At 64.8% G+C, this 21,965-nt stretch carries 25 protein-coding genes and 1 pseudogene; 16 read left to right on the plus strand and 10 right to left on the minus strand.

What is annotated here, in order from left to right; all coding sequences use genetic code 11:
* Positions 1 to 52: 52 nt before the first annotated feature.
* The 3 genes from ACQPZ2_RS15620 to ACQPZ2_RS15630 are packed head-to-tail and all read left to right on the plus strand — an operon-like array spanning position 53 to position 2,734.
* On the plus strand, positions 53 to 1,249 hold the full coding sequence (locus ACQPZ2_RS15620) for an NAD(P)/FAD-dependent oxidoreductase (RefSeq protein ID WP_433526212.1): 1,197 nt from the start codon (positions 53 to 55) through the stop codon (positions 1,247 to 1,249).
* A 47-nt stretch (positions 1,250 to 1,296) separates the two neighbouring features.
* A complete protein-coding gene (locus ACQPZ2_RS15625; RefSeq protein ID WP_433526213.1) occupies positions 1,297 to 1,491 on the plus strand; it encodes a ferredoxin in 195 nt (64 codons plus the stop codon).
* Positions 1,492 to 1,516: 25 nt separating this feature from the next.
* Positions 1,517 to 2,734, plus strand: coding sequence for a cytochrome P450 (locus ACQPZ2_RS15630; protein WP_433526214.1), 1,218 nt, complete (start codon positions 1,517 to 1,519; stop codon positions 2,732 to 2,734).
* Between the two features lie 139 nt (positions 2,735 to 2,873).
* Here ACQPZ2_RS15630 and ACQPZ2_RS15635 read toward each other — a convergent pair.
* Positions 2,874 to 3,002, minus strand: a pseudogene (locus ACQPZ2_RS15635) (IS200/IS605 family transposase); the annotation flags it as partial.
* A gap of 28 nt (positions 3,003 to 3,030) precedes the next feature.
* On the opposite strand from ACQPZ2_RS15635, the gene ACQPZ2_RS15640 reads away from it, so the two are divergent.
* Positions 3,031 to 4,209 carry an RNA-guided endonuclease InsQ/TnpB family protein gene (locus ACQPZ2_RS15640; protein ID WP_433526215.1) on the plus strand — a complete coding sequence of 393 codons (1,179 nt, stop codon included), beginning with the start codon at positions 3,031 to 3,033 and terminating at the stop codon, positions 4,207 to 4,209.
* A 250-nt stretch (positions 4,210 to 4,459) separates the two neighbouring features.
* On the opposite strand, the gene ACQPZ2_RS15645 is transcribed toward ACQPZ2_RS15640, so the two are convergent.
* Both ACQPZ2_RS15645 and ACQPZ2_RS15650 read right to left on the minus strand, forming a co-directional pair.
* Complete coding sequence (locus ACQPZ2_RS15645) at positions 4,460 to 5,197, minus strand: SDR family NAD(P)-dependent oxidoreductase (RefSeq protein WP_433526216.1); 738 nt, start codon at positions 5,195 to 5,197, stop codon at positions 4,460 to 4,462.
* 38 nt (positions 5,198 to 5,235) lie between these two features.
* Positions 5,236 to 5,631 carry a carboxymuconolactone decarboxylase family protein gene (locus ACQPZ2_RS15650; RefSeq protein WP_063038678.1) on the minus strand — a complete coding sequence of 132 codons (396 nt, stop codon included), beginning with the start codon at positions 5,629 to 5,631 and terminating at the stop codon, positions 5,236 to 5,238.
* 227 nt (positions 5,632 to 5,858) lie between these two features.
* Here ACQPZ2_RS15650 and ACQPZ2_RS15655 point away from each other — a divergent pair, with 227 nt between their 5' ends.
* The gene (locus ACQPZ2_RS15655; protein WP_433526217.1) at positions 5,859 to 7,490 is read left to right on the plus strand and encodes a flavin-containing monooxygenase; all 1,632 of its coding nucleotides are present in this window, start codon (positions 5,859 to 5,861) and stop codon (positions 7,488 to 7,490) included.
* A 91-nt stretch (positions 7,491 to 7,581) separates the two neighbouring features.
* Here ACQPZ2_RS15655 and ACQPZ2_RS15660 read toward each other — a convergent pair whose 3' ends face one another.
* Together ACQPZ2_RS15660 and ACQPZ2_RS15665 are read right to left on the minus strand one after the other, a co-directional pair.
* A complete protein-coding gene (locus ACQPZ2_RS15660; protein ID WP_433526218.1) occupies positions 7,582 to 7,980 on the minus strand; it encodes a nuclear transport factor 2 family protein in 399 nt (132 codons plus the stop codon).
* A 26-nt stretch (positions 7,981 to 8,006) separates the two neighbouring features.
* Positions 8,007 to 8,405 (minus strand): nuclear transport factor 2 family protein, encoded by a 399-nt coding sequence (locus tag ACQPZ2_RS15665; RefSeq protein WP_433526219.1) that lies wholly within the window; start codon positions 8,403 to 8,405, stop codon positions 8,007 to 8,009.
* A gap of 202 nt (positions 8,406 to 8,607) precedes the next feature.
* Here ACQPZ2_RS15665 and ACQPZ2_RS15670 point away from each other — a divergent pair, with 202 nt between their 5' ends.
* Both ACQPZ2_RS15670 and ACQPZ2_RS15675 read left to right on the plus strand, forming a co-directional pair.
* On the plus strand, positions 8,608 to 9,645 hold the full coding sequence (locus ACQPZ2_RS15670) for a cyclase family protein (protein WP_063038670.1): 1,038 nt from the start codon (positions 8,608 to 8,610) through the stop codon (positions 9,643 to 9,645).
* 96 nt (positions 9,646 to 9,741) lie between these two features.
* Positions 9,742 to 10,434 (plus strand): TetR/AcrR family transcriptional regulator, encoded by a 693-nt coding sequence (locus tag ACQPZ2_RS15675; RefSeq protein WP_433526220.1) that lies wholly within the window; start codon positions 9,742 to 9,744, stop codon positions 10,432 to 10,434.
* 66 nt (positions 10,435 to 10,500) lie between these two features.
* Here the strand turns inward: ACQPZ2_RS15675 and ACQPZ2_RS15680 are convergent, their stop codons facing one another.
* Positions 10,501 to 11,439: an SDR family NAD(P)-dependent oxidoreductase gene (locus ACQPZ2_RS15680; RefSeq protein WP_433526221.1), complete on the minus strand. Its 939-nt coding sequence runs from the start codon at positions 11,437 to 11,439 to the stop codon at positions 10,501 to 10,503.
* An 84-nt stretch (positions 11,440 to 11,523) separates the two neighbouring features.
* Positions 11,524 to 12,321 (minus strand): enoyl-CoA hydratase/isomerase family protein, encoded by a 798-nt coding sequence (locus ACQPZ2_RS15685; protein ID WP_433526222.1) that lies wholly within the window; start codon positions 12,319 to 12,321, stop codon positions 11,524 to 11,526.
* A gap of 88 nt (positions 12,322 to 12,409) precedes the next feature.
* Between ACQPZ2_RS15685 and ACQPZ2_RS15690 the strand changes: the two genes are divergently transcribed.
* The 3 genes from ACQPZ2_RS15690 (at position 12,410) to ACQPZ2_RS15700 (ending at position 15,110) form a co-directional block, all read left to right on the plus strand.
* Positions 12,410 to 13,162 (plus strand): SDR family NAD(P)-dependent oxidoreductase, encoded by a 753-nt coding sequence (locus ACQPZ2_RS15690; RefSeq protein WP_433526223.1) that lies wholly within the window; start codon positions 12,410 to 12,412, stop codon positions 13,160 to 13,162.
* A complete protein-coding gene (locus ACQPZ2_RS15695) occupies positions 13,159 to 14,070 on the plus strand; it encodes an adenylate/guanylate cyclase domain-containing protein (RefSeq protein ID WP_433526224.1) in 912 nt (303 codons plus the stop codon). The genes ACQPZ2_RS15690 and ACQPZ2_RS15695 overlap by 4 nt, the downstream gene beginning before the upstream one ends.
* Positions 14,071 to 14,132: 62 nt before the next feature.
* On the plus strand, positions 14,133 to 15,110 hold the full coding sequence (locus ACQPZ2_RS15700) for an NAD(P)H-dependent flavin oxidoreductase (protein WP_433526225.1): 978 nt from the start codon (positions 14,133 to 14,135) through the stop codon (positions 15,108 to 15,110).
* Between the two features lie 247 nt (positions 15,111 to 15,357).
* On the opposite strand, the gene ACQPZ2_RS15705 is transcribed toward ACQPZ2_RS15700, so the two are convergent.
* Together ACQPZ2_RS15705 and ACQPZ2_RS15710 are read right to left on the minus strand one after the other, a co-directional pair.
* Positions 15,358 to 16,107: a helix-turn-helix domain-containing protein gene (locus tag ACQPZ2_RS15705; RefSeq protein WP_433526226.1), complete on the minus strand. Its 750-nt coding sequence runs from the start codon at positions 16,105 to 16,107 to the stop codon at positions 15,358 to 15,360.
* Positions 16,108 to 16,203: 96 nt separating this feature from the next.
* Complete coding sequence (locus ACQPZ2_RS15710; protein ID WP_433526227.1) at positions 16,204 to 16,440, minus strand: hypothetical protein; 237 nt, start codon at positions 16,438 to 16,440, stop codon at positions 16,204 to 16,206.
* Positions 16,441 to 16,691: 251 nt separating this feature from the next.
* On the opposite strand from ACQPZ2_RS15710, the gene ACQPZ2_RS15715 reads away from it, so the two are divergent.
* The 4 genes from ACQPZ2_RS15715 to bfr all read left to right on the plus strand — a co-directional run bounded on the left by ACQPZ2_RS15715 (position 16,692) and on the right by bfr (position 19,051).
* Complete coding sequence (locus ACQPZ2_RS15715; protein ID WP_433526228.1) at positions 16,692 to 16,997, plus strand: hypothetical protein; 306 nt, start codon at positions 16,692 to 16,694, stop codon at positions 16,995 to 16,997.
* Positions 16,994 to 18,169 carry a JmjC domain-containing protein gene (locus ACQPZ2_RS15720; RefSeq protein ID WP_433526229.1) on the plus strand — a complete coding sequence of 392 codons (1,176 nt, stop codon included), beginning with the start codon at positions 16,994 to 16,996 and terminating at the stop codon, positions 18,167 to 18,169. The genes ACQPZ2_RS15715 and ACQPZ2_RS15720 overlap by 4 nt, the downstream gene beginning before the upstream one ends.
* 140 nt (positions 18,170 to 18,309) lie before the next feature.
* Positions 18,310 to 18,507 carry a (2Fe-2S)-binding protein gene (locus ACQPZ2_RS15725; protein WP_433526230.1) on the plus strand — a complete coding sequence of 66 codons (198 nt, stop codon included), beginning with the start codon at positions 18,310 to 18,312 and terminating at the stop codon, positions 18,505 to 18,507.
* 61 nt (positions 18,508 to 18,568) lie between these two features.
* The gene (bfr, locus tag ACQPZ2_RS15730; RefSeq protein ID WP_063038646.1) at positions 18,569 to 19,051 is read left to right on the plus strand and encodes a bacterioferritin; all 483 of its coding nucleotides are present in this window, start codon (positions 18,569 to 18,571) and stop codon (positions 19,049 to 19,051) included.
* A 52-nt stretch (positions 19,052 to 19,103) separates the two neighbouring features.
* Here the strand turns inward: bfr and ACQPZ2_RS15735 are convergent, their stop codons facing one another.
* The gene (locus ACQPZ2_RS15735) at positions 19,104 to 19,598 is read right to left on the minus strand and encodes a hypothetical protein (RefSeq protein ID WP_433526231.1); all 495 of its coding nucleotides are present in this window, start codon (positions 19,596 to 19,598) and stop codon (positions 19,104 to 19,106) included.
* 470 nt (positions 19,599 to 20,068) lie between these two features.
* On the opposite strand from ACQPZ2_RS15735, the gene ACQPZ2_RS15740 reads away from it, so the two are divergent.
* Positions 20,069 to 20,512 carry an NUDIX hydrolase gene (locus tag ACQPZ2_RS15740; RefSeq protein WP_433526232.1) on the plus strand — a complete coding sequence of 148 codons (444 nt, stop codon included), beginning with the start codon at positions 20,069 to 20,071 and terminating at the stop codon, positions 20,510 to 20,512.
* A 440-nt stretch (positions 20,513 to 20,952) separates the two neighbouring features.
* On the plus strand, positions 20,953 to 21,855 hold the full coding sequence (locus ACQPZ2_RS15745) for an oxygenase MpaB family protein (protein WP_433526233.1): 903 nt from the start codon (positions 20,953 to 20,955) through the stop codon (positions 21,853 to 21,855).
* Positions 21,856 to 21,965 lie beyond the last annotated feature (110 nt).

The following is a 21,965-nucleotide window of genomic DNA, read 5'->3' on the forward strand; positions in this document are numbered from 1 at the left end:
ACCAGGCAGTCGAACAGGAGTCGCAGATGAGGTTTGTTCGCGAGGCAGTCGCATGACCGCGCCGGAACAGGTGCTGGTGGTCGGTGCGTCGGCGGCCGGACTGTCGACGGTGGAATCGCTGCGGCGCAAGGGCTTTCAAGGCCCGATCACGGTGCTCGGCGATGAGCCGCATGCGCCTTACGATCGGCCGCCGCTGTCCAAGCAGGTGCTTTCGGGCGCGTGGGAGCCGGATCGGGCCGCGCTGCGCAAGCAGGAGATGCTGGCGGCATTGGATGCCGACTTCGTACTCGGGGCCGCGGCGACGGGGTTGGATCCGGCGACCCGAACCGTGCGCACTGCGGCCGGACACGAATTGCGGGCGGATGCGGTCGTGCTCGCCACGGGGGTGCGGGCGCGGACATTGCCCGGACACGATGACCTGATCGGTGTGCACGTATTGCGCACCCTCGACGACGCGTTGGCGCTACGGGCGGACCTGCTGATCAGCTCGCGGTTGGTCGTCGTCGGCGAGGGCGTCCTCGGTGCCGAAATCGCCGCCACCGCAACCACGCTCGGGCTGGACGTGACGATGACCGGTCCGCAGCCGGCCCCCATGGCTTTGCAGGTCGGCCCGATGGTGTCGAAACTGTTGGCGGACTTGCACGCCGAGCGCGGTGTGCGGCTGCGACTCGGCACCGGTGTCGTCGGCCTGGACGGCGCGGACGGTCGGGTTACCGGCGTGCGGCTCGGCACCGGCGAGGTGCTGCCCGCTGATGTGGTGGTCGTCGCGATCGGCGCGGCCCCGGCGACCGAGTGGCTGAAAGACAGTGGGCTGCAGCTCGACAACGGTGTGGTCTGCGATTCCCGCTGCCGCGCCGCCGAGGGAATCTACGCCGTCGGCGATCTGGCCCGGTGGCATCACGAGCAGTTGGGCGGGCTGATCCGCCTGGAGAACCGGACCAATGCCACCGAGCAGGCCGCGGCCGTCGCCGGTGTGATCATGGGGGAGGACCACCCCTATGTGCCGGTGCCCTACTTCTGGACCGATCAATTCGACGTGAAGATCCAGGTGCACGGCAGGCTCCCCATCGGCGCCGAGGTCGACATCGTGGACGGTGACCCGGCGACCGGACGGTTCGTCGCGCGGTACCGCGAAGCGGGTGTCGTCACCGGAGTCCTCGGCTGGAATATGCCCAAGCAGACTCGCCTGCGCCGACAGGAGATCGTCGATGCGCTCCCGAGTCTCGCGGCAACCAGCCCTCGGCCCTGATCGCCTTCAGCCCCAGCCCAATTCACCGAAAGACCAGGAGAGACCCGATGAAGGTTGTCATCGACGAAGACAAGTGCGTCGCGGCCGGAAATTGCGTTGCCGCCGCTGTCGAGGTGTTCGACCAGCGTGACGAGGACGGCATCGCGGTGCTGCTGAACGAACACCCATCGGCCGAACAGGCCGAGGACGTCCGTCAGGCGGCGGCCGTCTGTCCCGCGATGGCGATCTCCATCGAGGAATGAAATGTCGACCCAAGGAGAGCCGATCATGACCGAGACCGTGGATGTCCCCGAATACCCGACGCCGCGAGATGCCAAGTGCCCGTTCCTGCCTTCGCCGGAATTGCGTGAGCTGCACGCCGCCGGTGTCCCGCTGTCGCGAGTGCGCACCTGGGATGGTCTGACCCCGTGGCTCATCTCATCGCACGCCGTCCAGCGACAGGTAATGGCGGATCCGCGCGTCAGCGCCAACGATCATCTGCCCGGGTTCCCGTATATGACCCGGGCCATCGCCGAGACGATTCACGAACGGCCGAAGACCCTCTTCGACACCGACGGCCCCGAGCACGCGCGATTGCGCCGGATGCTGACGAATTCGTTCACGCGCGGGCGGATGGAGAAGGTTCGCCCGGCGATCCAGCGGGTCACCGATGACCTCATCGACAAGATGCTGGCGGGCCCGAACCCGGCCGACCTGGTGGAGGCGCTCTCGCTGCCGCTGCCGTCGCTGATGATCTGCGAACTGCTCGGCGTGCCGTACGAGGATCACGACTTCTTCGAGGGGCACGCCAAGATCACCAATGGCCGGGAGGTGACCCCGGAGGAGAGCAACGCCTCGAATGCGGAGCTCGGCGCCTACCTGGGCAAGCTGATCGTGGCCAAGATGGAAAAGCCCGAAGAGGACGTGGTCTCCGACCTCGCGGCGCGGGTCAAGGCGGGCGAGCTGGATATGCCCGGCGCCACCATCATGAGCATGATCATGCTCATCGCCGGTCACGAGACCAGCGCGAATATGATCACGCTCGCGACCGCGCTGCTGCTGCAGAATCCGGACCAGCTGGCACTGCTGCGCGAAACCGAGGACAAGAAGGTCATCGCGGGCGCGGTCGAGGAACTGCTGCGCTATCTGACCATCCCCCATCTGCTTCAGCGGCGCATCGCCACCGAAGATATCGAGGTCGAAGGACATACGATCCGTGCGGGGGAGGGCATCATCAGTTCATTGCCCTCGGCCAACTTCGACCCGATGGCTTTCCCGGAGCCCGAGAAGCTGGATCTCCTGCGCGAGGCGCGCCACCATCATGCCTTCGGCTGGGGCCCGCACCAGTGCATCGGCCAGCAGCTCGCGCGCATCGAACTCGAGGTCGTATTCGGCACCCTCTACCGTCGCATCCCGACGCTGCGGCTGGGCGTCGACTTCGACCAGCTGCGGTTCAAGGGTGATTCGCTCGCCTACGGCATCTACGAGCTGCCGGTCGCCTGGTAGCGATTAGTACCCTCATTTCCAAGACTGGACCGACCGGTACAAGTAACCTTGGGTGCGGATCCCTGAACCGATTGCCACCAGCGCATCGAGGGACGAGAGAGGTACCGCTTCAGGGCTTGGGAGAATTGTGGACCGCAGTCTAGTCCGGTCGTTTCTGCTGGTCGATGTACTTCGCGAGCGCTGACAGCGGCGCACCGCTGCATAATGCCGCGAAATACGTCGGCGACCGGAAATACCCGCCCCACAAGAACTTCCGAACTTGGTTGGGAAACTCTTGCCGTTGTTAGTGTGTCAGCGTGAAGCTGGTTGTGCAGGTTAAACTGCTCCTCGACGCGGCGACCGCGTCCGCGCTGCGGGAGACGCTGACGCTGTGCAACCAGGCGGCTAACTGTGCTTCGCGTGCCGCGTTCACCACCGGCATCATCGGTAAGCAGGCCCTGCAACGGCTGACCTATACCGCTGTCAAGCAACTCGGGGTATCAGCGCAGCCCGCCCTGCATTGCATCCGCAAGACCGCCGGGGCCTACGCCACACTGAAAGCGAATCTGGCGGCCGGGAACTACGGCCCGGCCGGGTCGAAACGTCGCGAACGTGTTGAAGCTGAACCGATCCGGTTCCGCAAGGACGCGGCGCAACCGTTCGACGATCGCTGCCTGTCGTGGCAGCTCGATGCCCGCACTGTATCCATCTGGACCGTCCACGGCCGGGCCAGGAACATTCCGTTCGACTGCTCTGCTGAGCAAGCGAAGATGCTTACCGACCACCGTCGCGGCGAGTCCGACCTTGTGTATCGGGGCGGGCACTGGTACCTGTACGCGACGTGCGAGGTCCCCGAAGCTGAACCCATCACCCCGAGCGCCGGGTTCGTCGGGGTGGATCTGGGCATCGTCAACATCGCTACCACCAGCGGCGGCGCTCGCTACGCCGGGAAACAGCTCAACCAGGTCCGGCACTGCAACCGGCGCATCCGCCAACGCCTGCAGCGGAAGGGAACGAAGTCATCGAAGCGGCTGCTGCGTAAGGTCTCCGGCCGCGAGAAGCGGTTTGCCGCCGACACCAACCACCGTGTTTCCAAGATGATCGTGACCGAGGCTCAACGCACCTCACGTGGTATCGCCCTCGAAGATTTGGGCGGTATCCGCGAGAGGGTACGGCTACGCAAGCCCCAGCGGGTCACGTTGCACTCTTGGAGTTTCGCGCAACTGGGCACCTACATCGCCTACAAGGCGCGACGCGCCGGGATCCCCGTCACCTACGTCGACCCGAGGTATACCTCCCAGCAATGCTCAGGGTGCGGGCATGTGTCGAAGAAGAACCGGCCGAACCAGGCCAGTTTTGTGTGCACGTCATGCGGTTTCGCTGAACACGCTGACGTGAACGCAGCCCGTAATATCGCCGCACGCGCTGTTGCGGGCTGGGCAGTGAGTCACGCTGCCGACGACGCGGCCGAGTCCACGCCAGCCAGGCGCGGGTAAGAGCTGCGAGCTCGGTCCTTCAAGGCTGAGAAGTTGACTATCAACGCGAAGTGGCCCAGGACGTCCAGCGCCAGATCCCGTGCAGTTCGCCGACGACCCGACCGCGGTCAAGGCCCGGCCGGATTCGCCTCCAGATCCACATCATCGGGGACCGCCACCGGCGCCGTTGCCGGGAAGCGGGAGTGCCGAGCACTCCCACCTGGAGGCGAATCCATCCGGCCGCGAACCGGGCTTCGGCGGATCGAGTCTGTCAGAACAGGTAGCGTCCGCCGTTCACGCTGAGCGTCTGACCCGTGACGTAACCGGCTTCGTCGGAGGCGAGATAGGCGACTGCGTGGCCGATCTCCTCCGGCTGCCCGGCCCGCTTCATCGGCATATGCGCCGCCGCCGCTTCCACGTCGATGGTCTGGCGGGTCAGCGGGGTGTCGATGAATCCGGGCGGAACATGGTTGACGGTGATTCCCTGTTCGATGAACTCGACCGCCAACGCCTTCGTCAGGCCGATCACGCCGCCCTTGGAAGCCGCGTAGTGGGCCATGCCCGGTGCTCCGGTCTGCGCGGAGGACGAGGAGATATTGATGATCCGGCCCCAACCGGCCGCGAGCATATCGGGGACCAGCGCCTTGGTAACCAGGAAGGGGCCCTTGAGATTGATCCCGATCATACGATCCCAGGAATCCTCGGACAGGCTCGTGAAGGGCTCGTACGTGGTGATTCCGGCATTGTTGACCAGCACGGTGACGGGTCCGAGCTCGGCGTGGGTGCGGGCCGCCGACGCTGCGATGGCATCGGCATCGGCCGCATCGCCGACGACCGCGATGGCGGTGCCGCCCGCTTCGCGGATCGAGGCGACGGTCTTCTCGGCGTTCTCCGGATTCAGGTCCCAGATCGCGACGGCGGCGCCCTTGGCCGCGAGTACGGTCGCGATGGACTGGCCGATCCCGCTACCGCCGCCGGTGACGACGGCGATCTTGCCTGCGAGTGACATATTCGTTCCTTTGCGTCGAAATCGGTTGCCGGGCCGGGCTATTCGCCCGGCGCCGATTCACCCAGCGCGGCACGGGCGGCGGTGCGTGCCGCGGTCGCGCGCGGGAATCCGGCATAGCCGCTGGCGTGGTAGATGACCTCGGCGATCTCGTCCTTGGTCAATCCGTTGGTCAAGCCGATTCGGACGTGATGGCCGAACTCGGTCTCGGACCCGAGCGCGATCAGGATGCCGAGCGTGACCAGGCTGCGATCGCGCGGGGCGAGTCCCTCCCGGCCCCACAGCTGGGCCCACACACTGACCAGGCCGATCTCGACGAGGTCCTCACCGAGCTGACCGTCGCGCAGGTCGATATCGCCCTCGGGAAACACACCGGGCAGGGCCGCGCGCATCACCGCGAGACCCTCGGTGCGCAAGTCGGTGTCCTTGGTTGTCATCAGCGACTCCCATCGCATTCCGTTGTGCTGCTGGTTGCCGCAATGTTAGAACAATCGGTCGGTACAATCAATGAGTGAACAGCGTTCGCGCGTGCGAAATGTTCGGACGAGGACGCTGTTGATTCCGATCGGATTCGGCTCTAGTCTCGTGACCAACGTCATAGACCGACCGGTCGAAACATCTTTGGCGTCGTGCAGCAGACGACCCATTCGAGATTGGAGAACGTATGAGTGGATCGGCGAAAGCCGCTGGTACGACGGCTGACGCGGTCGACGTCCTGGTGGTCGGCGCGGGCGTGACGGGCATCTATCAGCTGTACCGGGCCCGCGAGGAGGGCTTCTCGGTGCAGCTGCTCGAAGCGGGCGACGGCGTCGGCGGGACGTGGTACTGGAACCGCTATCCCGAGGCGCGTTTCGACTCCGAGAGCTACAGCTACGGCTACCTGTTCTCCAAGGAACTGTGGGAGGAGTGGGAGTGGTCGGAGCGGTTCACCGGCCAGCCGGAGAACGAACGCTACTTCAACTTCGTGGTGGACCGATTCGATCTGCGCCGCCACATCCGATTCGGCGTCCGGGTGACGGCCGCGGAATTCGACGAGTCGGCCGGTATCTGGACGGTGCGCACGGATGACGGCGCCGAGCATCGCGCACGCTTCCTCGTCGCCGCCACCGGCGTGCTCTCGGTGCCGTTCATTCCGGAGGTGTCCGGACGCGAGATGTTCGGCGGCGAACAGCACCACACCGGCCGCTGGCCGAAGACGCCGGTCGACTTCACCGGTAAGCGCGTCGCCATCATCGGTACCGGATCCAGTGGTGTGCAGATCGTTCCGGCCATCGCCGACCAGGTCGCCTCGTTGACGGTGTACCAGCGGACTCCGGACTGGTGCACACCGCTGAACAACGCGCCGCTCACCGCGGACGAGCGGGCCGAGATCAAGGCCGACTTCGAACGGATCCGCGAGACCCTGAACACCTCGCCGAGTGGATTCCTACATGCGCTGCCCAGCCGCTTTTCCACCGACGATACGGCCGAACAGCGGCAGGCTTTCTTCGAAAAGATGTGGAACAGCCCGGGTTTCACGAAGTTGACCGAAAACTACATCGACTTCACGACCAATCCCGAAGTGAACAAGGAGTTCTGCGAATTCCTCGCGGACAAGATCCGCGGCATCGTCACCGATCCCGCGACGGCCGACAAACTGATCCCGAAGGACCACATCTACGCCGGTCGGCGTCCACCCTTCGTGACCGGTTACTTCGAGGCCTACAACAAGCCGAACGTTTCGCTCGTCGCGCTCAAAGAGACCCCGATCGTTCGTATCACCGAGACCGGGATCGAGACGGCCGAAGGCCTGCGTGAGTTCGACATCATCATCTGGGCGACCGGCTACGACTTCGGCACCGGTGCGCTCAATCGGCTCGGCGTCCGCGGCCGCGACGGTCTTGCGCTCGAAGAGTATTGGGCGGAGGGCCCCAATACCTACCTGGGCGTCGTTACCGCCGGTTTCCCGAACTTCTTCTTCCCCGGCGGTCCGCACGGTGCGCTCGGGAACAACCCACGCTACGCGGGCGACCAGGTCGACTGCGTCATCGGAGTGTTGCGGCACGCGCGTGCGAGCGGCTTCGACATCGTCGAGGTCGATCCCGCGGCCGAGGCCGAGTGGACCGAGACCGTCAACGGCAGTGGGTCGCTGTTCCTCGAGAGCAGCTACTTCTTCGGATCCAATATCCCCGGAAAAGCGGTCAAGCAGCTGCTGAATCCGACCGGGCGGCCCAATCTGCAACGCCTGATCGGCGAGCTGGCCGCCAGTGAATACGCAACCTTCATCGGATCGCAAGCGGAAGAAGCCGCCGCATAAGCGATCGGCGGCGCCGGTGCGATCGGAGGATCGCACCGGCGCCGCCGAGAGGGTCAGGTCATGGTCGGAACACGAAGAACCACAACGTTTCTCACATGACGAAGCTGGTCTTGCGGGACTTGAACCGCCAGCCGTCTTCGGTGCGGTGCAGGATGTCCTCGTACTGTCCGACGACCCCGACGGCCCAGCCCGACTCGCCACGCTGGACGAAGACGAAGTCACTGACGGCGCTCGCCTCGTCGGCGGTCGCGGAGGTGATGACCGTGTTCGCCACCAGGTGCCGCTGCGGCTGAGTCGGCGCCATGTTCGCATAGAGCTGGCGGATGGCTTCATGGCCTTCGACGGCCGCTATGCCAAGGATTTCGGCCGAGCCGTCGGAGAGGAACAGGGCGACGATATCGTCGGTCCGTCCCGAATCGAGGGCATGCGCGTACTCGGCGATGGTGCCGAGCACACCCGGTGTGACGGCGGCTTCGGTGGAAGTGCTCACGTGGGTCTCCAATCGAGGTTCGGTGGTCAGGCTTCGTAGGTGGTCTTGCGGCGCTGCAGCTTCCAGTTCCCGTCCTGGCGGGTGAAGGTGTCCTCGTAGCGGCCGACCACCCCGACCGCCCAGCCCGCCTCGCCGCGCTGGAAGAAGACCACGTCGCTGACGGCGGTCGCGGAGTCCTCGGTCCAGGAGGTGATGACGGTGTTGCCGCCCAGGTGCCGCTGTGGCTGGGTGGGGGCCCAGCCCTTGAACGCCTCCCGCAGGGCCTCCTGGCCACTGATGGGGTCGGCGCCCGGAATCTCGAGTACGCCGTCGGCGGTGTACAGCGCTACGACGGCTTCGCTGTCACCGGCGTCCTGGGCTTGGATGTGCCTGCCGATCAAGTTGCGTACCGCCGCCGCGACGGCGGCTTCCGTCGAATCGCTCATTGTGTGTTCTCCAAAAGGGTGATCTGCCTGCGCGGATCTGCGAAGGCAATGATGTCTCGACCGGTCAGTCTAATAAACTCGGCAGGGTCGAGGTAGAGGTTTCGCCGCATCGGTCACCGAAAAACAATCTTTCGTTGACCGATCGGTACAACATACATAGAGTGTGACTTCAGTCATCGACGACCGGACACAAGGAGGAACCGTGACCAAGCGGTGGAAGCAGCGCCCGCCGGGCTCGAACTGGGGCGATTTCGGCGAGGACGACGAACTGGGGCGGGTCAACCTGCTCACCCCGGAGAAGGTTCTGCAGGGTGTGCGCGAGGTCGAACACGGCATCACCTTCAGCCTGAGCCTGCCGCTGGACTACCCGGGCGGTAGCGCGCTGAACCAGCGCCGGTATCCGCCGATCCTGCGGCCGACCGAGGATCTGGCGCACAACCAGGACACCTTCTACAACGTCGTGGCGCGCGACAAGATCGCCCCCAGCTTCATCGATCTGTGGAGCGACGATGTCGTGACGCTCTGGCTGCAGTATTCGACGCAGTGGGACTCGCTGGCGCATCAGGGCGCGCTGTTCGACGCGGACGGCGACGGTGTCGCGGAACCGGTGTACTACAACGGATTTCGTCCAGGGACCGATATCGTCGGTCCCCAGGAGGACGCCAAGGGTGACGGCAGTGGAAGCGTCTCCTTCGCCAAGCACCTCGGTTGCGAGCACATGGCCGCGCACGGCATGCAGGGCCGCGGCGTCCTGATCGACGTATCGCACCTCGGAAGCGACTGGCAGCCGGTCGATTTGAAGATGCTCAAAGACATCATGGCGAAGGACAACGTCGTGGTGGAACCGGGCGACATGCTCCTGCTGCACACCGGCTTCGCCACTCAGGTTCTCGCCTGGGAGAAGAACCCGGGACCCGAAATCCAGGCCATGTACCCCTATCTCGACGCGACCGATGAGTCGCTGCTGGAGTGGATTGCCGAATCGCAGATCTCGGCACTCGTCTCGGACAACTACGCGGTCGAAGGCTGGGCGCCCGACAGCGAGACGCCGCACACGCTGCTGCCGATCCACAACCTGTGCCTGTTCAAGCTCGGCATCCCGTTGGGTGAGCTCTGGTACACCGAGGAACTGGCGACCTGGCTGCGCGAACACGAGCGCAGCCGCTTCCTGCTGACGGCGCCGCCACTGCGCCTGCCAGGGACGATGGGCAGCCCACTGACCCCGGTCGCGACCGTCTGACGCGGGTCGGCCGGATTCCGGATTCGGTTCGGTGCAGGTGAGGCGCTATGCCTGACCTGCACCGAACTGTTTTCGCTCGAAGGAAGGAGCGCCGCGATGCCTGCAACGCGCACGGAACGCGCGAAAACCGCCCGCTACTACCGCAAGCGGGAGCAAGTGGTGGATGTCGCCGTCGAGCTCTTCTCGAAGAACGGCTATGCGAGCACCGGGGTCGCCGATATCGGCACGGCCGCCGGACTGGCCCGCGGTGCGCTGTACTACTACATCGGCTCCAAAGAAGAGCTGCTGGCCGAGATCCACGACCGCGTAATGGATCCACTGCTCACCGAGGCCTCGGCGATCGTCCGGCTGGATATCGGCTTCCAGACCCGTCTGCGATTGCTCTCGGAATCGCTACTGCGCCAGATCGTGCACCGGCAAGATCATGTGTGGGTCTTTCTGCACGAGCACCATCAACTGCAGGGTGAGTACCGCATTCGATTCCGGGCCAAGCGCCAGCGTTTCGAGTCGCAGATCCGCGACGTGCTCGCCGACGGGCATCGGCAGGGCAAGCTGCGGGTGCGGGATCTGGAACTCACCACCCTCGCGTACCTGAACCTGCACAACTACACATATCAGTGGGTGGGTCGGCGCGCAGACCTGCAGGTGGATGAGCTCGCGCGCTTCTATTGCGAGATCTTCTTGAACGGAATTCTGATCGAGCGGATCGACGAGGCGGCGGCCGAAGCCGAACTGGCCCACGGCCGTTCCGTGCTCGGTGTGCTGCTCGCGAAGGGACTCGAACACTAGAAAGCCCGTCGCTCGCCGCACCTGTCCCACCGGGTGCGGCAAGCGACGGGCTGCTGCCTGTCGCCGCTATGGCGTTGCGTCTGCGCTCATCTGAGCGAACTGATGCTTCAGGAATGTGGCGGACCAATTCATCAGATCCGTCGGCACGTAATAGCCGGTCTCGTCATTGATCGCCGCCCAGTGCGCGGCGACATCCTCGATCGTGGCCGGGCCCTGTGCCAGATAGCCTTCCGTCGAGGCCAGGAACAGTCGCGCGAAGCGTCCCGCTCCCGCGGTGTAGATCTCGCCGTTGACCGGGCAGCTTTCGTGGGCCAGGAAGGCGGCCATCGGCGCCACCGACTCCGATGGCATCGCCGCGGCGGCGGCCGCGGCATTCTCGTCGCTGTCGGGATCGCCACCGGCCATGCGGGTATAGGCCGCGGGCGCAAGCAGATTCACCTTGATCCCGTGCGGTTCACCGGCCAGCTTCGCGCTGCGCGCCAGGCCGATGAGGCCAGCCTTCGCCGTCGCGTACGGCAGGTTGACGTCCATGCCGAAGACTCCGCTCGAGGTGGTCAGCACGACCCGGCCGTAACTCTGGTTCAGGAAATGCGGCCAGGCGGCCTTCATGGTGTTGAACGAGCCGAGCAGATGTACGGCGAGGTGTCGCTCGACATTGTCCAGTTCGACATCGGGCAGGCCCGCGTACCTGACGATGCCCGCGTTGTTGATCAGGATGTCGATGCGACCGAACCGCTCTACCGCGGCGTCGATGATCGCCTGGGCCCCGGCCGGTGTCGAGACGTCGTTGCCGTCGGCGATGGCCGAACCACCGGCCGCGGTGATGCCGTCGACGACCGCCTGCGCCGGTGTGGTGTCGGCGCCGTCGCCCTCGATCGATCCACCGAGGTCGTTGACGACGACGCTCGCCCCGCGTTCGGCCAGGAGTCGGGCGTGGGCCCGCCCGATGCCGCGACCCGCGCCGGTAACCACCGCGACGCGGCCCTCGAAACTCAACTCACTCATTCGCGACTCCTGTCGTACTTCATTGTCGATCTGTGGCCCCGGTCACGGTATTTTAGACCAATCGGTCAGTACATACAATGACGGTTACCGGCCCTGGAAGGTTGCTTTTCGCGGGCCGTCCTGGACGAAGCTGCGCAGACCGCGCTGTCCGTCCTCGCTTGCGAAGCATCGGGTGATCAGGTCGGCTTCCAGAGCCAGCCCATCCTCGATCGGCATGCCGAACCCGTCATCGATCGCCTGCTTCGCGTACCTGAGCGCGAGCGGGCCGCGGGCGTACGAGAGGCCTCGCTCGACGGCGGCGTCGAACACGTCGGCGTCGTCGAGCAGTTGATCGATGAGGCCGATGCGCAAGGCTTCCTCCGCGCGCACGGGGCGTCCGCTGAGGATCAGATCCTTCGCTCCGGCGAGTCCGATGATCCGCGAAAGACGTTGCGTCCCACCGGAGCCGGGCATGATCCCGAGCGTGATCTCGGGCAGGCCGAGGACGGCGCCGCGACCGCCGATGCGGAAGTCGGCGGCCAGCGCCAGCTCGCAGCCGCCGCCCAGTGCGTAGCCGTTGATCGCCGCGATCGTGATCTGCGGAGCCGTAGCCAGGGCGTGAAATGCTTTTTGCAGCACCCGGTTTCGCTGTCCGAATGCCTCGGTGGACAGGCCGAGCATCTCCTTCACATCGGCGCCTGCCGCGAAGTGTTCGCGGCCGGTGATCACGACCGCCCGATAGGTGGTGCTGCTGTGCAGCTCCGCCGCAACGGTTTCGAGCAGATCCCACATCTCCTGGTCGAGCGCGTTCACCGGATGGCGATCGATGCGCAGGATGGCCAGTCGCTCGTCGGCGGGATGCGGCTCGAGCCCGACCTTGGCGGGCGCTGGATTGCTGCTCACTATTCGATGCCTCCGTCTATGTGCTACGTTCGCGGTACAGTGTACCGACCGGTCGAAGAATTTATCGGTGGATGGACGGTGAGATGCAATGGGTATGGTGCATGCCGACGTATCAGGGCGACGCGTAGTCATTACCGGCGCCGGACGCGGCTTGGGACGGGTGCTCGCGACCGCCTTCGACGCGGCGGGGGCACAGCTGGGATTGGTCGCGCGGTCGCAGCGCGCGCTGCGCGAGGTGGCCGACTCCCTGCGCGGCGACCCGCTGGTGTGCGCGGGTGATGTGCGCGACGACGAGTTCAACGACACCGTCGCCGAACGCATGGTCGAGCGCTTCGGTGGCGTGGACGTGTGGATCTGCAATGCCGGTGTGTCACCGGAGGTTTCGACGGTGACGCACACCAAGCCCGCCGTATGGCGCGACATAATCGATGTCAATCTGACCGGGACTTTCCTGGGCGCGCGTGCCGCGTCGGAGGTGATGGGGGAGGGCGGTCGGATCATCGTCACGGGTTCGGTCATCGGCCAGCGGCCGCGCGCCGGACTTTCCGCGTACGCGGCCTCCAAGAGCGGTGCCCACGCCCTGGTTCAGGCCCTGGCGCAGGAACTCGGACCGCGTGCGATCACCGTCAACGCGGTCGCGCTCGGCTGGTTCGACACCGGGATGGGAGCGCACTGGCACCGAGATGCCGAGCGCGAGAACGATATCGTCGGCCATACCGCCCTCGGGCGCTGGGGAACTCCCGCCGACCTGCCCGGCATCTATCTGTTCCTGGCCGCCGAATCCTCGGCCTATGTCACGGGCACGACGATCACGGTCGACGGCGGATATTCACTGCTGTGACCGCTGCCCCGCGCTACACCGCCGCACAGGCCGCGGCCGCCGCCGGGATACCGCTCGCGCGGGCCCGCCGGTACTGGTGCGCGCTCGGTTATCCGGCCGCGGATGCGGCCGATCTCGAATTCACCGAATCCGATATCGAGATGCTGCGCATGATGACCGGGTTCGTCGCCGAAGGCGCGGTGGCCGAACCGGATTCGCTGCGGTTGGCCCGGGTATTGAGTCGCTCCATCGCGCATCTGGCGCAGTTGCAGGTGGAGATCGTCACCAGCCGGTCGGGAGCGAACGGTATCGGGCGCGCCGACGCGGTCCGAGTCCTGACGGACCGGACCTCGGAGGTGCAGTGGTTGCTCGGGCAGATCTGGCGTCGCCAGTTGGGCGTCGCGGTGGCCATGCCCGAGGCCGACGAGTCCACGTCGGCCGTGTCGGGCGTGGGCTTCGCCGATATCGTCGACTTCACGGAACTGAGCCGGGATCGCTCCGATATCGAGTTGACGCGCCTCATCGCGCGATTCGAATATCGCGTCACCGAGATCGTCGTGGACCGCGGTGGTGACGTCGTCAAAATGCTCGGCGACGAGGTGCTGTTCACTGCCGATAACGCCGCTGCCCTCGCGCATATCGCCACCGGGCTGATCGCGGCCTTCGAAGACGATGCCGATATCCGCGGCCTGCGGGTGGGTTTGGCGCTGGGGCCGGTGGCCCGGCACCTGGGTGACGTCTTCGGCACCACGGTGAACCTGGCGAGTCGGCTCACCGTGCGCACCGAACCGAATTCCGTACTGGTCGCACCCGCGGTGGCCGAGGCGCTCGCCGGACATCCGGACTTCGACCTCACAGCGCTGGAACCTGCGGATATTCGAGGATTCGGCCCGACGACGCCGGTCCTATTGCGCAATAAAGTATCCTGATTTCCGTCGCGGCCGTCACCATCAGCGCATTCCCGACCTCCGGCCGTGTTCGAGGAGATTCCATGAGCGTGCCGCCCATCCTGCGCGACCTACTGCGCCTGCCTGTTATCGCGTCCCCGATGTTCATCGTGTCGAATCCTGAGTTGGTCATCGCCCAGTCGACCTCGGGCATAGTCGGGTCTTTCCCCTCACTCAACGCACGCCCGGAATCCGAACTGCGGCACTGGCTCACCCGGATCACCGAGGCGCTGGCCGAATTCGATGCCCGAAATCCGGAGACGCCGAGCGCGCCGTACGCCGTGAACCTGATCGTGCACAAGACCAACGATCGGCTCGACCACGATCTCGCGGTGGTCGAGGAATTTCGCGTCCCCATCGTGATCACCTCGCTGGGTGCGCGGCCGGAGGTCAACGAACGCATCCACTCCTACGGCGGCATCGTGCTGCACGACGTCATCAACAATGTCTTCGCCCGCAAGGCCGTCGACAAGGGCGCCGACGGGCTCATCGCCGTGGCGGCGGGCGCGGGCGGTCACGCGGGAACCCAGTCGCCATTCGCCCTGGTCCAGGAGATCCGGAGCTGGTTCGACGGACCGCTGGTGCTGTCCGGATCGATCGCGCACGGCAACTCGGTATTGGCCGCCCAGGCGGCGGGTGCCGACTTCGCCTACATCGGGTCGATGTTCATCGCCACCGAGGAGGCGAACGCGGAACCCGACTACAAGCAGATGATCGTCGATTCGACCGCCTCGGACATCGTCTACAGCAACCTCTTCACCGGCGTGCACGGCAATTACCTGCGCGGCAGCATCATCGCCGCCGGACTCGACCCCGATGCGCTACCCGGATCCGACTCCGCGGCAATGAATTTCGCCGGTGGCAGCGCCAAGGATGCGAAGGCCTGGCGCGATGTCTGGGGTGCCGGTCATGGCATCGGCAACGTCGACGCGGTGCGTCCGGCCGCCGCCGTCGTCGACCGCCTCATCGAGGAGTACGAGACGGCTCGGGCGCGTCTGTCGGCCGTACCCGTCCGTACGTGACGGTGGTGCGCAGGGAATCGGTGCCGCGGCGGTCGACCGATGGTTGGCGAGTCGCTGCGTAACTGTCGTATCGCTGGGTATGGCGGGTTATGACGGCTACTTGCGAAGAAGGTGAGTTTCCGATGTTGATGGATATGTTCTGGATGACCGTGAACTTCTTGCGTTCCATGCTCGGCATGTGATCAGCGACCACATCCACGGCCGGTTCCTGTCGTAGTGCGGCAAGGACCGGTCGCGTCATATCCGGTCAAAGTGTCAGCACTCCGTGTGATCTGAGGAGTTTGGTGAGATTGGTGCTGACCAATCCCGCCGCCCGCTTTACCGCGTCGGCCGCGGCCGGGATTCGCTGGACTTCGGCCACGGTGGCCGCCAGCGCCGCGACGATCTCACCCGCGGGGCCGTGCACCGGCGCAGCCACACAGGCGAGTGGGAATCGGCTCATATCGGTGTCGTAGGCAAGGTCCCCATCGCTCATGTCGACTCGGCGAGTCCATTCGCGCGCCGAAAAACCTTCCGGCGGTGTGGGATTCGGGTGACCGAAAGCCAAAACCTGCTCAGCGGCCGTGCCCGGCGGCAGCAGTACACCAGGCCGCAGTGGAAAGATCTCGTCGATTTCGCGTCCGATGCCGCCGATGAGCATGGTGTGTCCCCGGTCGGTCATCGCGAGGCTGAAGCCGCCGCGATCGGATGCCGCGGTGAGCTGTCGCAGGGGCCGGGCCGAGGCTGCCCGCAGCAGCCGCGCCGGTTGCCAGGTCTGGCCGAGCCGGAACACCCGGGGGCCGATCTGATAGCGGCCCTCGCGCCGCTGCACCGCCCCCTCGGCGACCAACTGGTTGAGCAGCCGGTACGCCGTTGCCTTCGGTAATCCCGCTGCCACCGCCAATCGGGTCAAACCCATTTCGTTGCCGTGCGCGAGCACCTCGAGCAGGGCGAATGCCCCCTCGAGCACGCTGCGCCCGCCGATGGTTCCCGTGTTCTGCGTGATTGCTTCGCTCACTGTCTGTCCTCCCGTTCAGATAGTGAGAAGCCTCCGACTTCCAGCTCTCATCCGCGTTTCACCGACGTCTCACGGTGCTGCGGGAACCTCGGGCGATCACGAGCCAGGTGGTTCTCCCTCGTCGTGAATTCTGCCCGGCGGTTCGCCTTCGTCGCGAACCGCCGCCGCTTTCACGATCTGTCGCCTTGCGCGGCCGGAGAACTCGTCGACCAGCCCGGCCGTCACGGTCGTCTCGATCGCACCGATCGGACGGATCGCGTAGTCCTTCGTGATGGTGTGATCGACCCGGACATGAACGGCGGGAGGGACTTCGGGATTGTCCATGATCGGCATCGGCTCACTCCTCTGGGTGTCGGCGGTCTGTCCAGACTGTCGCGGCAGGTAGGTACGCGTCCAGCGCATAGTCCGCTGGACGAACCGGCTGTCCGGCGATCGCGTTGCGGGTTCGTTCAGCGGACCCGGTCCTCGACGCTCGCTCGCCTGCCTGGCAGCATTGGCGGCACCAATCACGCAGTCCCCGCGATCGCTGAAAGACGTTGCATCGCTGGTGAACTCGCTTCCAACGCCGTCACATGGAGTAGCCGATGGCCATCATGGACAATCCCGAAGTCCCTCCCGCCGTTCATGTCCAGGTCGATCACGAGGTGGAGAAGGACTATGCGGTCCGCCCGATCGGTGAGGTCGAGGTGACCATCACGGCCGGGCAGGTCGACGGTTTCCTCAACCGTCCGTCGGGACTGGTCGCGAGGTCGAAACCGGTTCCCGAAGAGGGCGATGTCACGGTGCGCCCGATCAGCAAGTCCGCGGTAATAGTCGCAGACGGTTTGGTGGACGAGTTCGCGAATCGTCCCGCCCAGCTCGTTTTCAGCCCGCAGCGAGACGACAAATGACCGACACGTCAACAGGTTTCGGGTTCGCCGATTGGTTCACGCCGTTGGATCTGGCGGAATTCCGCGACGGTGTGCTCGGCCGCGAGGTACTGGTCACCGAACCGCGCGCGGACCTGGCCGAACGGCTTCGCGAGGCGCTCGCCATCCAGTCCGTCGAGGACCTGTTCGTCAAGCGGGTCCGCCAGGTATCGGCGTGGTTGCCGCTGCTGGACGGCACGCTCGGTTCGGCGATTATCCGCCCGGACAGCGCGCGAACCTTCTACGCAGCCGGCACCACGCTGTTCTATCAGGACGTCGCCGAATTCGCCTCGTTCGCAAAAGAAGCCGCCGACGCGTTCGGGGTCTCCGCGAAATCGGCGAAATGCCAGCTTTTCTGCAATCGCCCCGGCTCAGGCACCTCCGTGCACTTCGATCCGGTCGATGTCATCACGGTGCAGCTGACCGGGTGCAAGACCTGGCGGGTCGCACCGAATCGCTTCGCGCCCGCTCCGCTGGAGGGCTGGGCGCCGAATGATCCGGTGTCCGCGGTGATGCGGATCTACGGTGCAGGCGAGCCGCCATCGGAAATACCCGACGACGCGGCCGAGTACCGGCTCGAACCGGGCGCAGTACTGCATGTTCCGCGCGGCTACTGGCACGAGACCAGTTCCGACCAGGAATCGATCTCACTGCATATCCTGCTGATCCCACCGCTACGCCTGGACTTCCTGCTGGCTTCGCTCCGCAACGAACTGCTCCGGGAGCCGTACTGGCGTGAATCGGTATACGACCTCGACAACACGCAGTGGCTCACCGCCGCCCAGGATGCCTTCGATGACGCGGTCGCCAGAATCAGCATCCAGGATCTGGTCCGGTCACCGGTCCCCGACTTGCCCGTGACTCCCGAAACCACCTTTGTCCGAGCCGGTCAATGCGCATTGCACGTCGACACCGCCCGCGCCGAAACCGCCGGAATCTCCGTAACCGCCTATGGCTTCCGCGACACCTCGACCACGACCGTGCAACTCGACCGGGGCTACCTACCCGCGTGTCAGTGGGTGAACCAGCTGCCGACCGGAGTCTCGCTCGACGTAGCCGACGTACTCGGCGCGGCACCTGAACTGTCCAAAGCGGAGGCGCAGCACCTGCTGGGCCTCTTCGAGCGAGCCCGGCTCGTCCGCCGCATCCAGTAGGGCGGTGGGGATCAAAACCTCGAATAGTGCCGAGAGGCTATTGACAGGAATCGGGATGAGGGTGCTATACATTAGGGGAGGCTTACCTCTTTAGATGAGGCTAACCTCGTGAAGTGTCCCGCTCGCACAATGAGGCATCCGTGTACGTCTGTATATGCAACGCCGTCTCCGAATCGGACGTGCACAGCTGTGTCGCCGCAGGCGCCAGCTCGACCGCGCAGGTCAAAAAGGCGTGCGGTTGGAAGCCCGGCTGCGGCAGTTGTACCCGGCGCCTTTCCGAGGTCGTCGGCCGAGCCTGCGCGACTCCTGCCCAGGGCGTCGAGGTGCCCGCAGCGTAGTCCGACACGATAGGCCGTCCTTACCGGTTCGCCGATTGTGAGCTGTGACACCATCACCCCCATGGAAGGCGATAAGGAAATCATCACGCTGCTCAACGAGCAGCTGACAGCCGAACTCACGGCCATCAATCAGTACTTTCTGCACGCCAAGATGCAGGAGAACTGGGGTTTCACCAAACTTGCCAAGCACACCCGCCATGAGTCCATCGATGAGATGAAGCACGCGGAGGTGCTCACCGATCGCATCCTCTTCCTCGAGGGGCTGCCCAACTATCAGAAGCTCAACCCGCTGCGCATCGGCCAGACCGTCCCCGAACAGTTGCGGGCCGATCTGAAGATCGAGATGGAGGCCGTGGACCGGCTGCGCGGCGGTATCGAGCTGATGCGCTCACGCGGTGATGTCACCTCCGCGCGCATCTTCGAGTCCATTCTCGAGGATGAGGAATCGCACGTCGACTATCTGGAGACCGAACTCGATCTGATCGAGAAGCTGGGCGAGCAACTGTACCTGCAGCGTTATACCGACACCCCGGAAGGCGACTGACATCGTCACCGGTTCCGGTTCGTCTATCTCGCCGTCCGGAACCGGTGATCACTCAGCGAATCGGCTGCGTGACGGCGTCGTGTTCGTCGTTGACCAGATGGAATGCGATCGCGAGATCATCGATTACCGCCTGCCACGCGGCCTGACTGCCCTCGCCCCGGGGATCGCGGGCCAGCGCCAGCAAGGTGGTCGCGGCGTCGACGGCCTGAACCGCGGCAGCCAGTAGCGCGGGCACGGGCGTAGGGGCATTGCGGGAGGCCAGTGTGGCGATGTGGTGACGCAGCCACCGTGCGTCGAACTGCGCCTGCACCGACACATCACCTACGGCGTCTTGCTCCGCGGTCGCGGCCATCGACCAGTGGCCCCTGTACTGCCCGAGTGGGTCCTGGACTACCAAGTCCCGCAGCTCACTACTGATCAAACCGTGTAGCCGACCCGCAAGCTCGGCGCGTTCGACGGGCGGTTCGGCAGACCAGCCGGAGGCGGTCTTTTCCATGTCGGCCTGCAATACCGCCAGCACTGCTCGCAATTGCGCAGCTGTTGCCACCTACGCCCCTCTCCGTCGTTCCCTCCGAGCTACCGTTGCGCGACAACACTTCGTGGACCCAAGCGAGTACTTCGAACCCTCCCGGCACCTCCGCTGCACGGCCGTTCGTGTCGAAACGTCCGCCACCCGACGGTAAGTGCAGACACGACGATACAGAAGCAGACAATCTCGAGCTACCGACAAGCGGCAGCCAACAGGCGCTGTATTCGCTACAGGTGAACCTCGGTTCCGGACACCGTGAACATCAGGGACTAGGTATTGAAACCTGTGCGTTCAAAACTTGCATCCAGTCGGTTCAGCAGAAGCCTGCGGAGGCGCCTCCGGTCGGCGGGGAAACCGGGCGAAATCAATTGCGCGAACACACCTCTGGTGCCTGCTGTCCTGCGGCGGCACGTCACGTTAATATTGGGTTGATTGCTTTCCCTCCGAATGCGGCGCGTCCGCCCGACCGAAGGCTGGTGAGTCCGCCGATGTCGGTATCGATGTTCGATGAGGCGCTTCCACGCGGCGAACGTGATGGAGTCGGTCTGCGAGTCGGTGCGATCATCGACCGGGGCGGGGAAGTGTTGCTGCTGGAGGCCCACAGCACCGGACCGCTCCCGCTGACCCGCAAACTTCCGGGCGCCACCGTGGAACCGGGCGAATCGGTCTCCGCCGCACTGATTCGCGGAGTCCGCGAAGAGACCGGACTGACCGTCACCGACATCGGCCACCACATCGGCGACTTCGACTACCTGTCGCCGGCCGGAAAACCGGTGCGACGCTTGCATTTCGCCGTCGAGGTGGCGGCCACCGGCCCGATCGTCCTGTCGGCTCACGCCGATTACGTATGGGCACCGCTGGACGGTGACCTGCTCGTGACGCCATCCATCCGCGGCATCCTGGAAGCCTACCGGGACCTCCTCAGCCACTGAGCGCCGTTTCGGTACTCGATTGGGTTGTGCCCGTGCGCTTCTCACGCTGAGCGTGCCCTGTCGAGCTCGTCGAGAGCCCGCACTCCGCGTCGTCCGTGGGATCGGCGATGCTGGACTGCCGCCCGGATGGACCCGATCGTGGCTGCCCGGCGCATGATCGCGGCTTGTCGATTCCTGATTGCTGATGTTATCCAATATTCGTGAGCAGCAACGGTCGGTAAAAGGTGCGAATGACCAGCTGAAATTGGGATCTGCGTCCAGTTCTTTCCGCGTTTACCAGTGCGCTGGCGGCTAATAAGTTACTGTAGATTCATACTACTTCGGCCTCTTGGTAGCTGGGGAGCAGCATGGTCGTCCGGTGTCAGGTCGGGGGAGAAGAACGACAGAACGTACACACACCTCACTCGACCTCTGCAGAACCCGACAATGGAAGGAATCCGATGACCGCCATCGCTGAACCGCTGCCCACCCTGGGGCCACTGACCACCAGGGAAACCCGGATCCATATTCCGGCCATCCATCGCTCGCAGACCAAGCGGCCGCTGAAACTCGCTGACGCACTGGACTTCTGGAATTTCGCGGGTGCCGCCGCCAATGTGGTGATGCAGATGGCGCGACCTGGTGTCGGCTACGGCGTTTCGGAGAGCCGAGTGGAGTCGGGTGCGTTGATGGTGCATCCGTGGAAGCGGGCCAGGACCACCACGCAATATCTGGCGGTGGCGATCCTGGGCACCCAGGATGAGATCGATGCCTATCGGGAGGCGATCAACGTAGCGCACCGTCAGGTGCGGTCGGGCCCCGATAGTCCGGTGAAGTACAACGCCTTCAATCGTGATCTCCAAAAGTGGGTCGCTGCTTGTCTTTTCATCGGATTCGAAGACACCTACCAGTTGTTGCACGGCAAGATGAACGATGAGCAGGCCGAGCAGTTCTATCAGACCGCTTCCACCCTGGCGACCGGTGTGCAGGTCACCAAGGATATGTGGCCCGCCACGCGCAAGGACTTCGATCGCTACTGGAACGAGGCGAGCAGCCACGCCGTCCTCGACGACAAGGTCCGCGCCTATCTCGATGATCTGCTCAACCTTCGCATGATCCACTGGTATCTGCGGCTGCCGTTCCGAAACCTGTTGAAGTTCTTGACGATCGGTTTTCTAGCGCCATATTTCAAGGAGCAACTGCAGGTCGAATGGACCGACGCCGATCAACGCCGCTTCGAGCATCTCTTCCTGTTCGTCGGGTTCGTCAACCGTTTCATCCCGCGCTTCCTGCGCTTCGCCCCCACCTACGGGCTGATGCGAGACCTGCGCTGGCGCATCCGCAAAAACAAGAGCCTCATCTGAGAGCTCCCGTCAGCTCACCCGCAGCCCTCGCTCCTTAATTCTTTGCCCCCCAAGCCGTCTCGTCGAGCGGAAACGTGGGATCGGAGGTGCGTGCATCCGCCGTAGCGTTG

It is taken from the genome of Nocardia pseudovaccinii (assembly GCF_050942345.1).
Lineage (GTDB): Bacteria > Actinomycetota > Actinomycetes > Mycobacteriales > Mycobacteriaceae > Nocardia > Nocardia pseudovaccinii.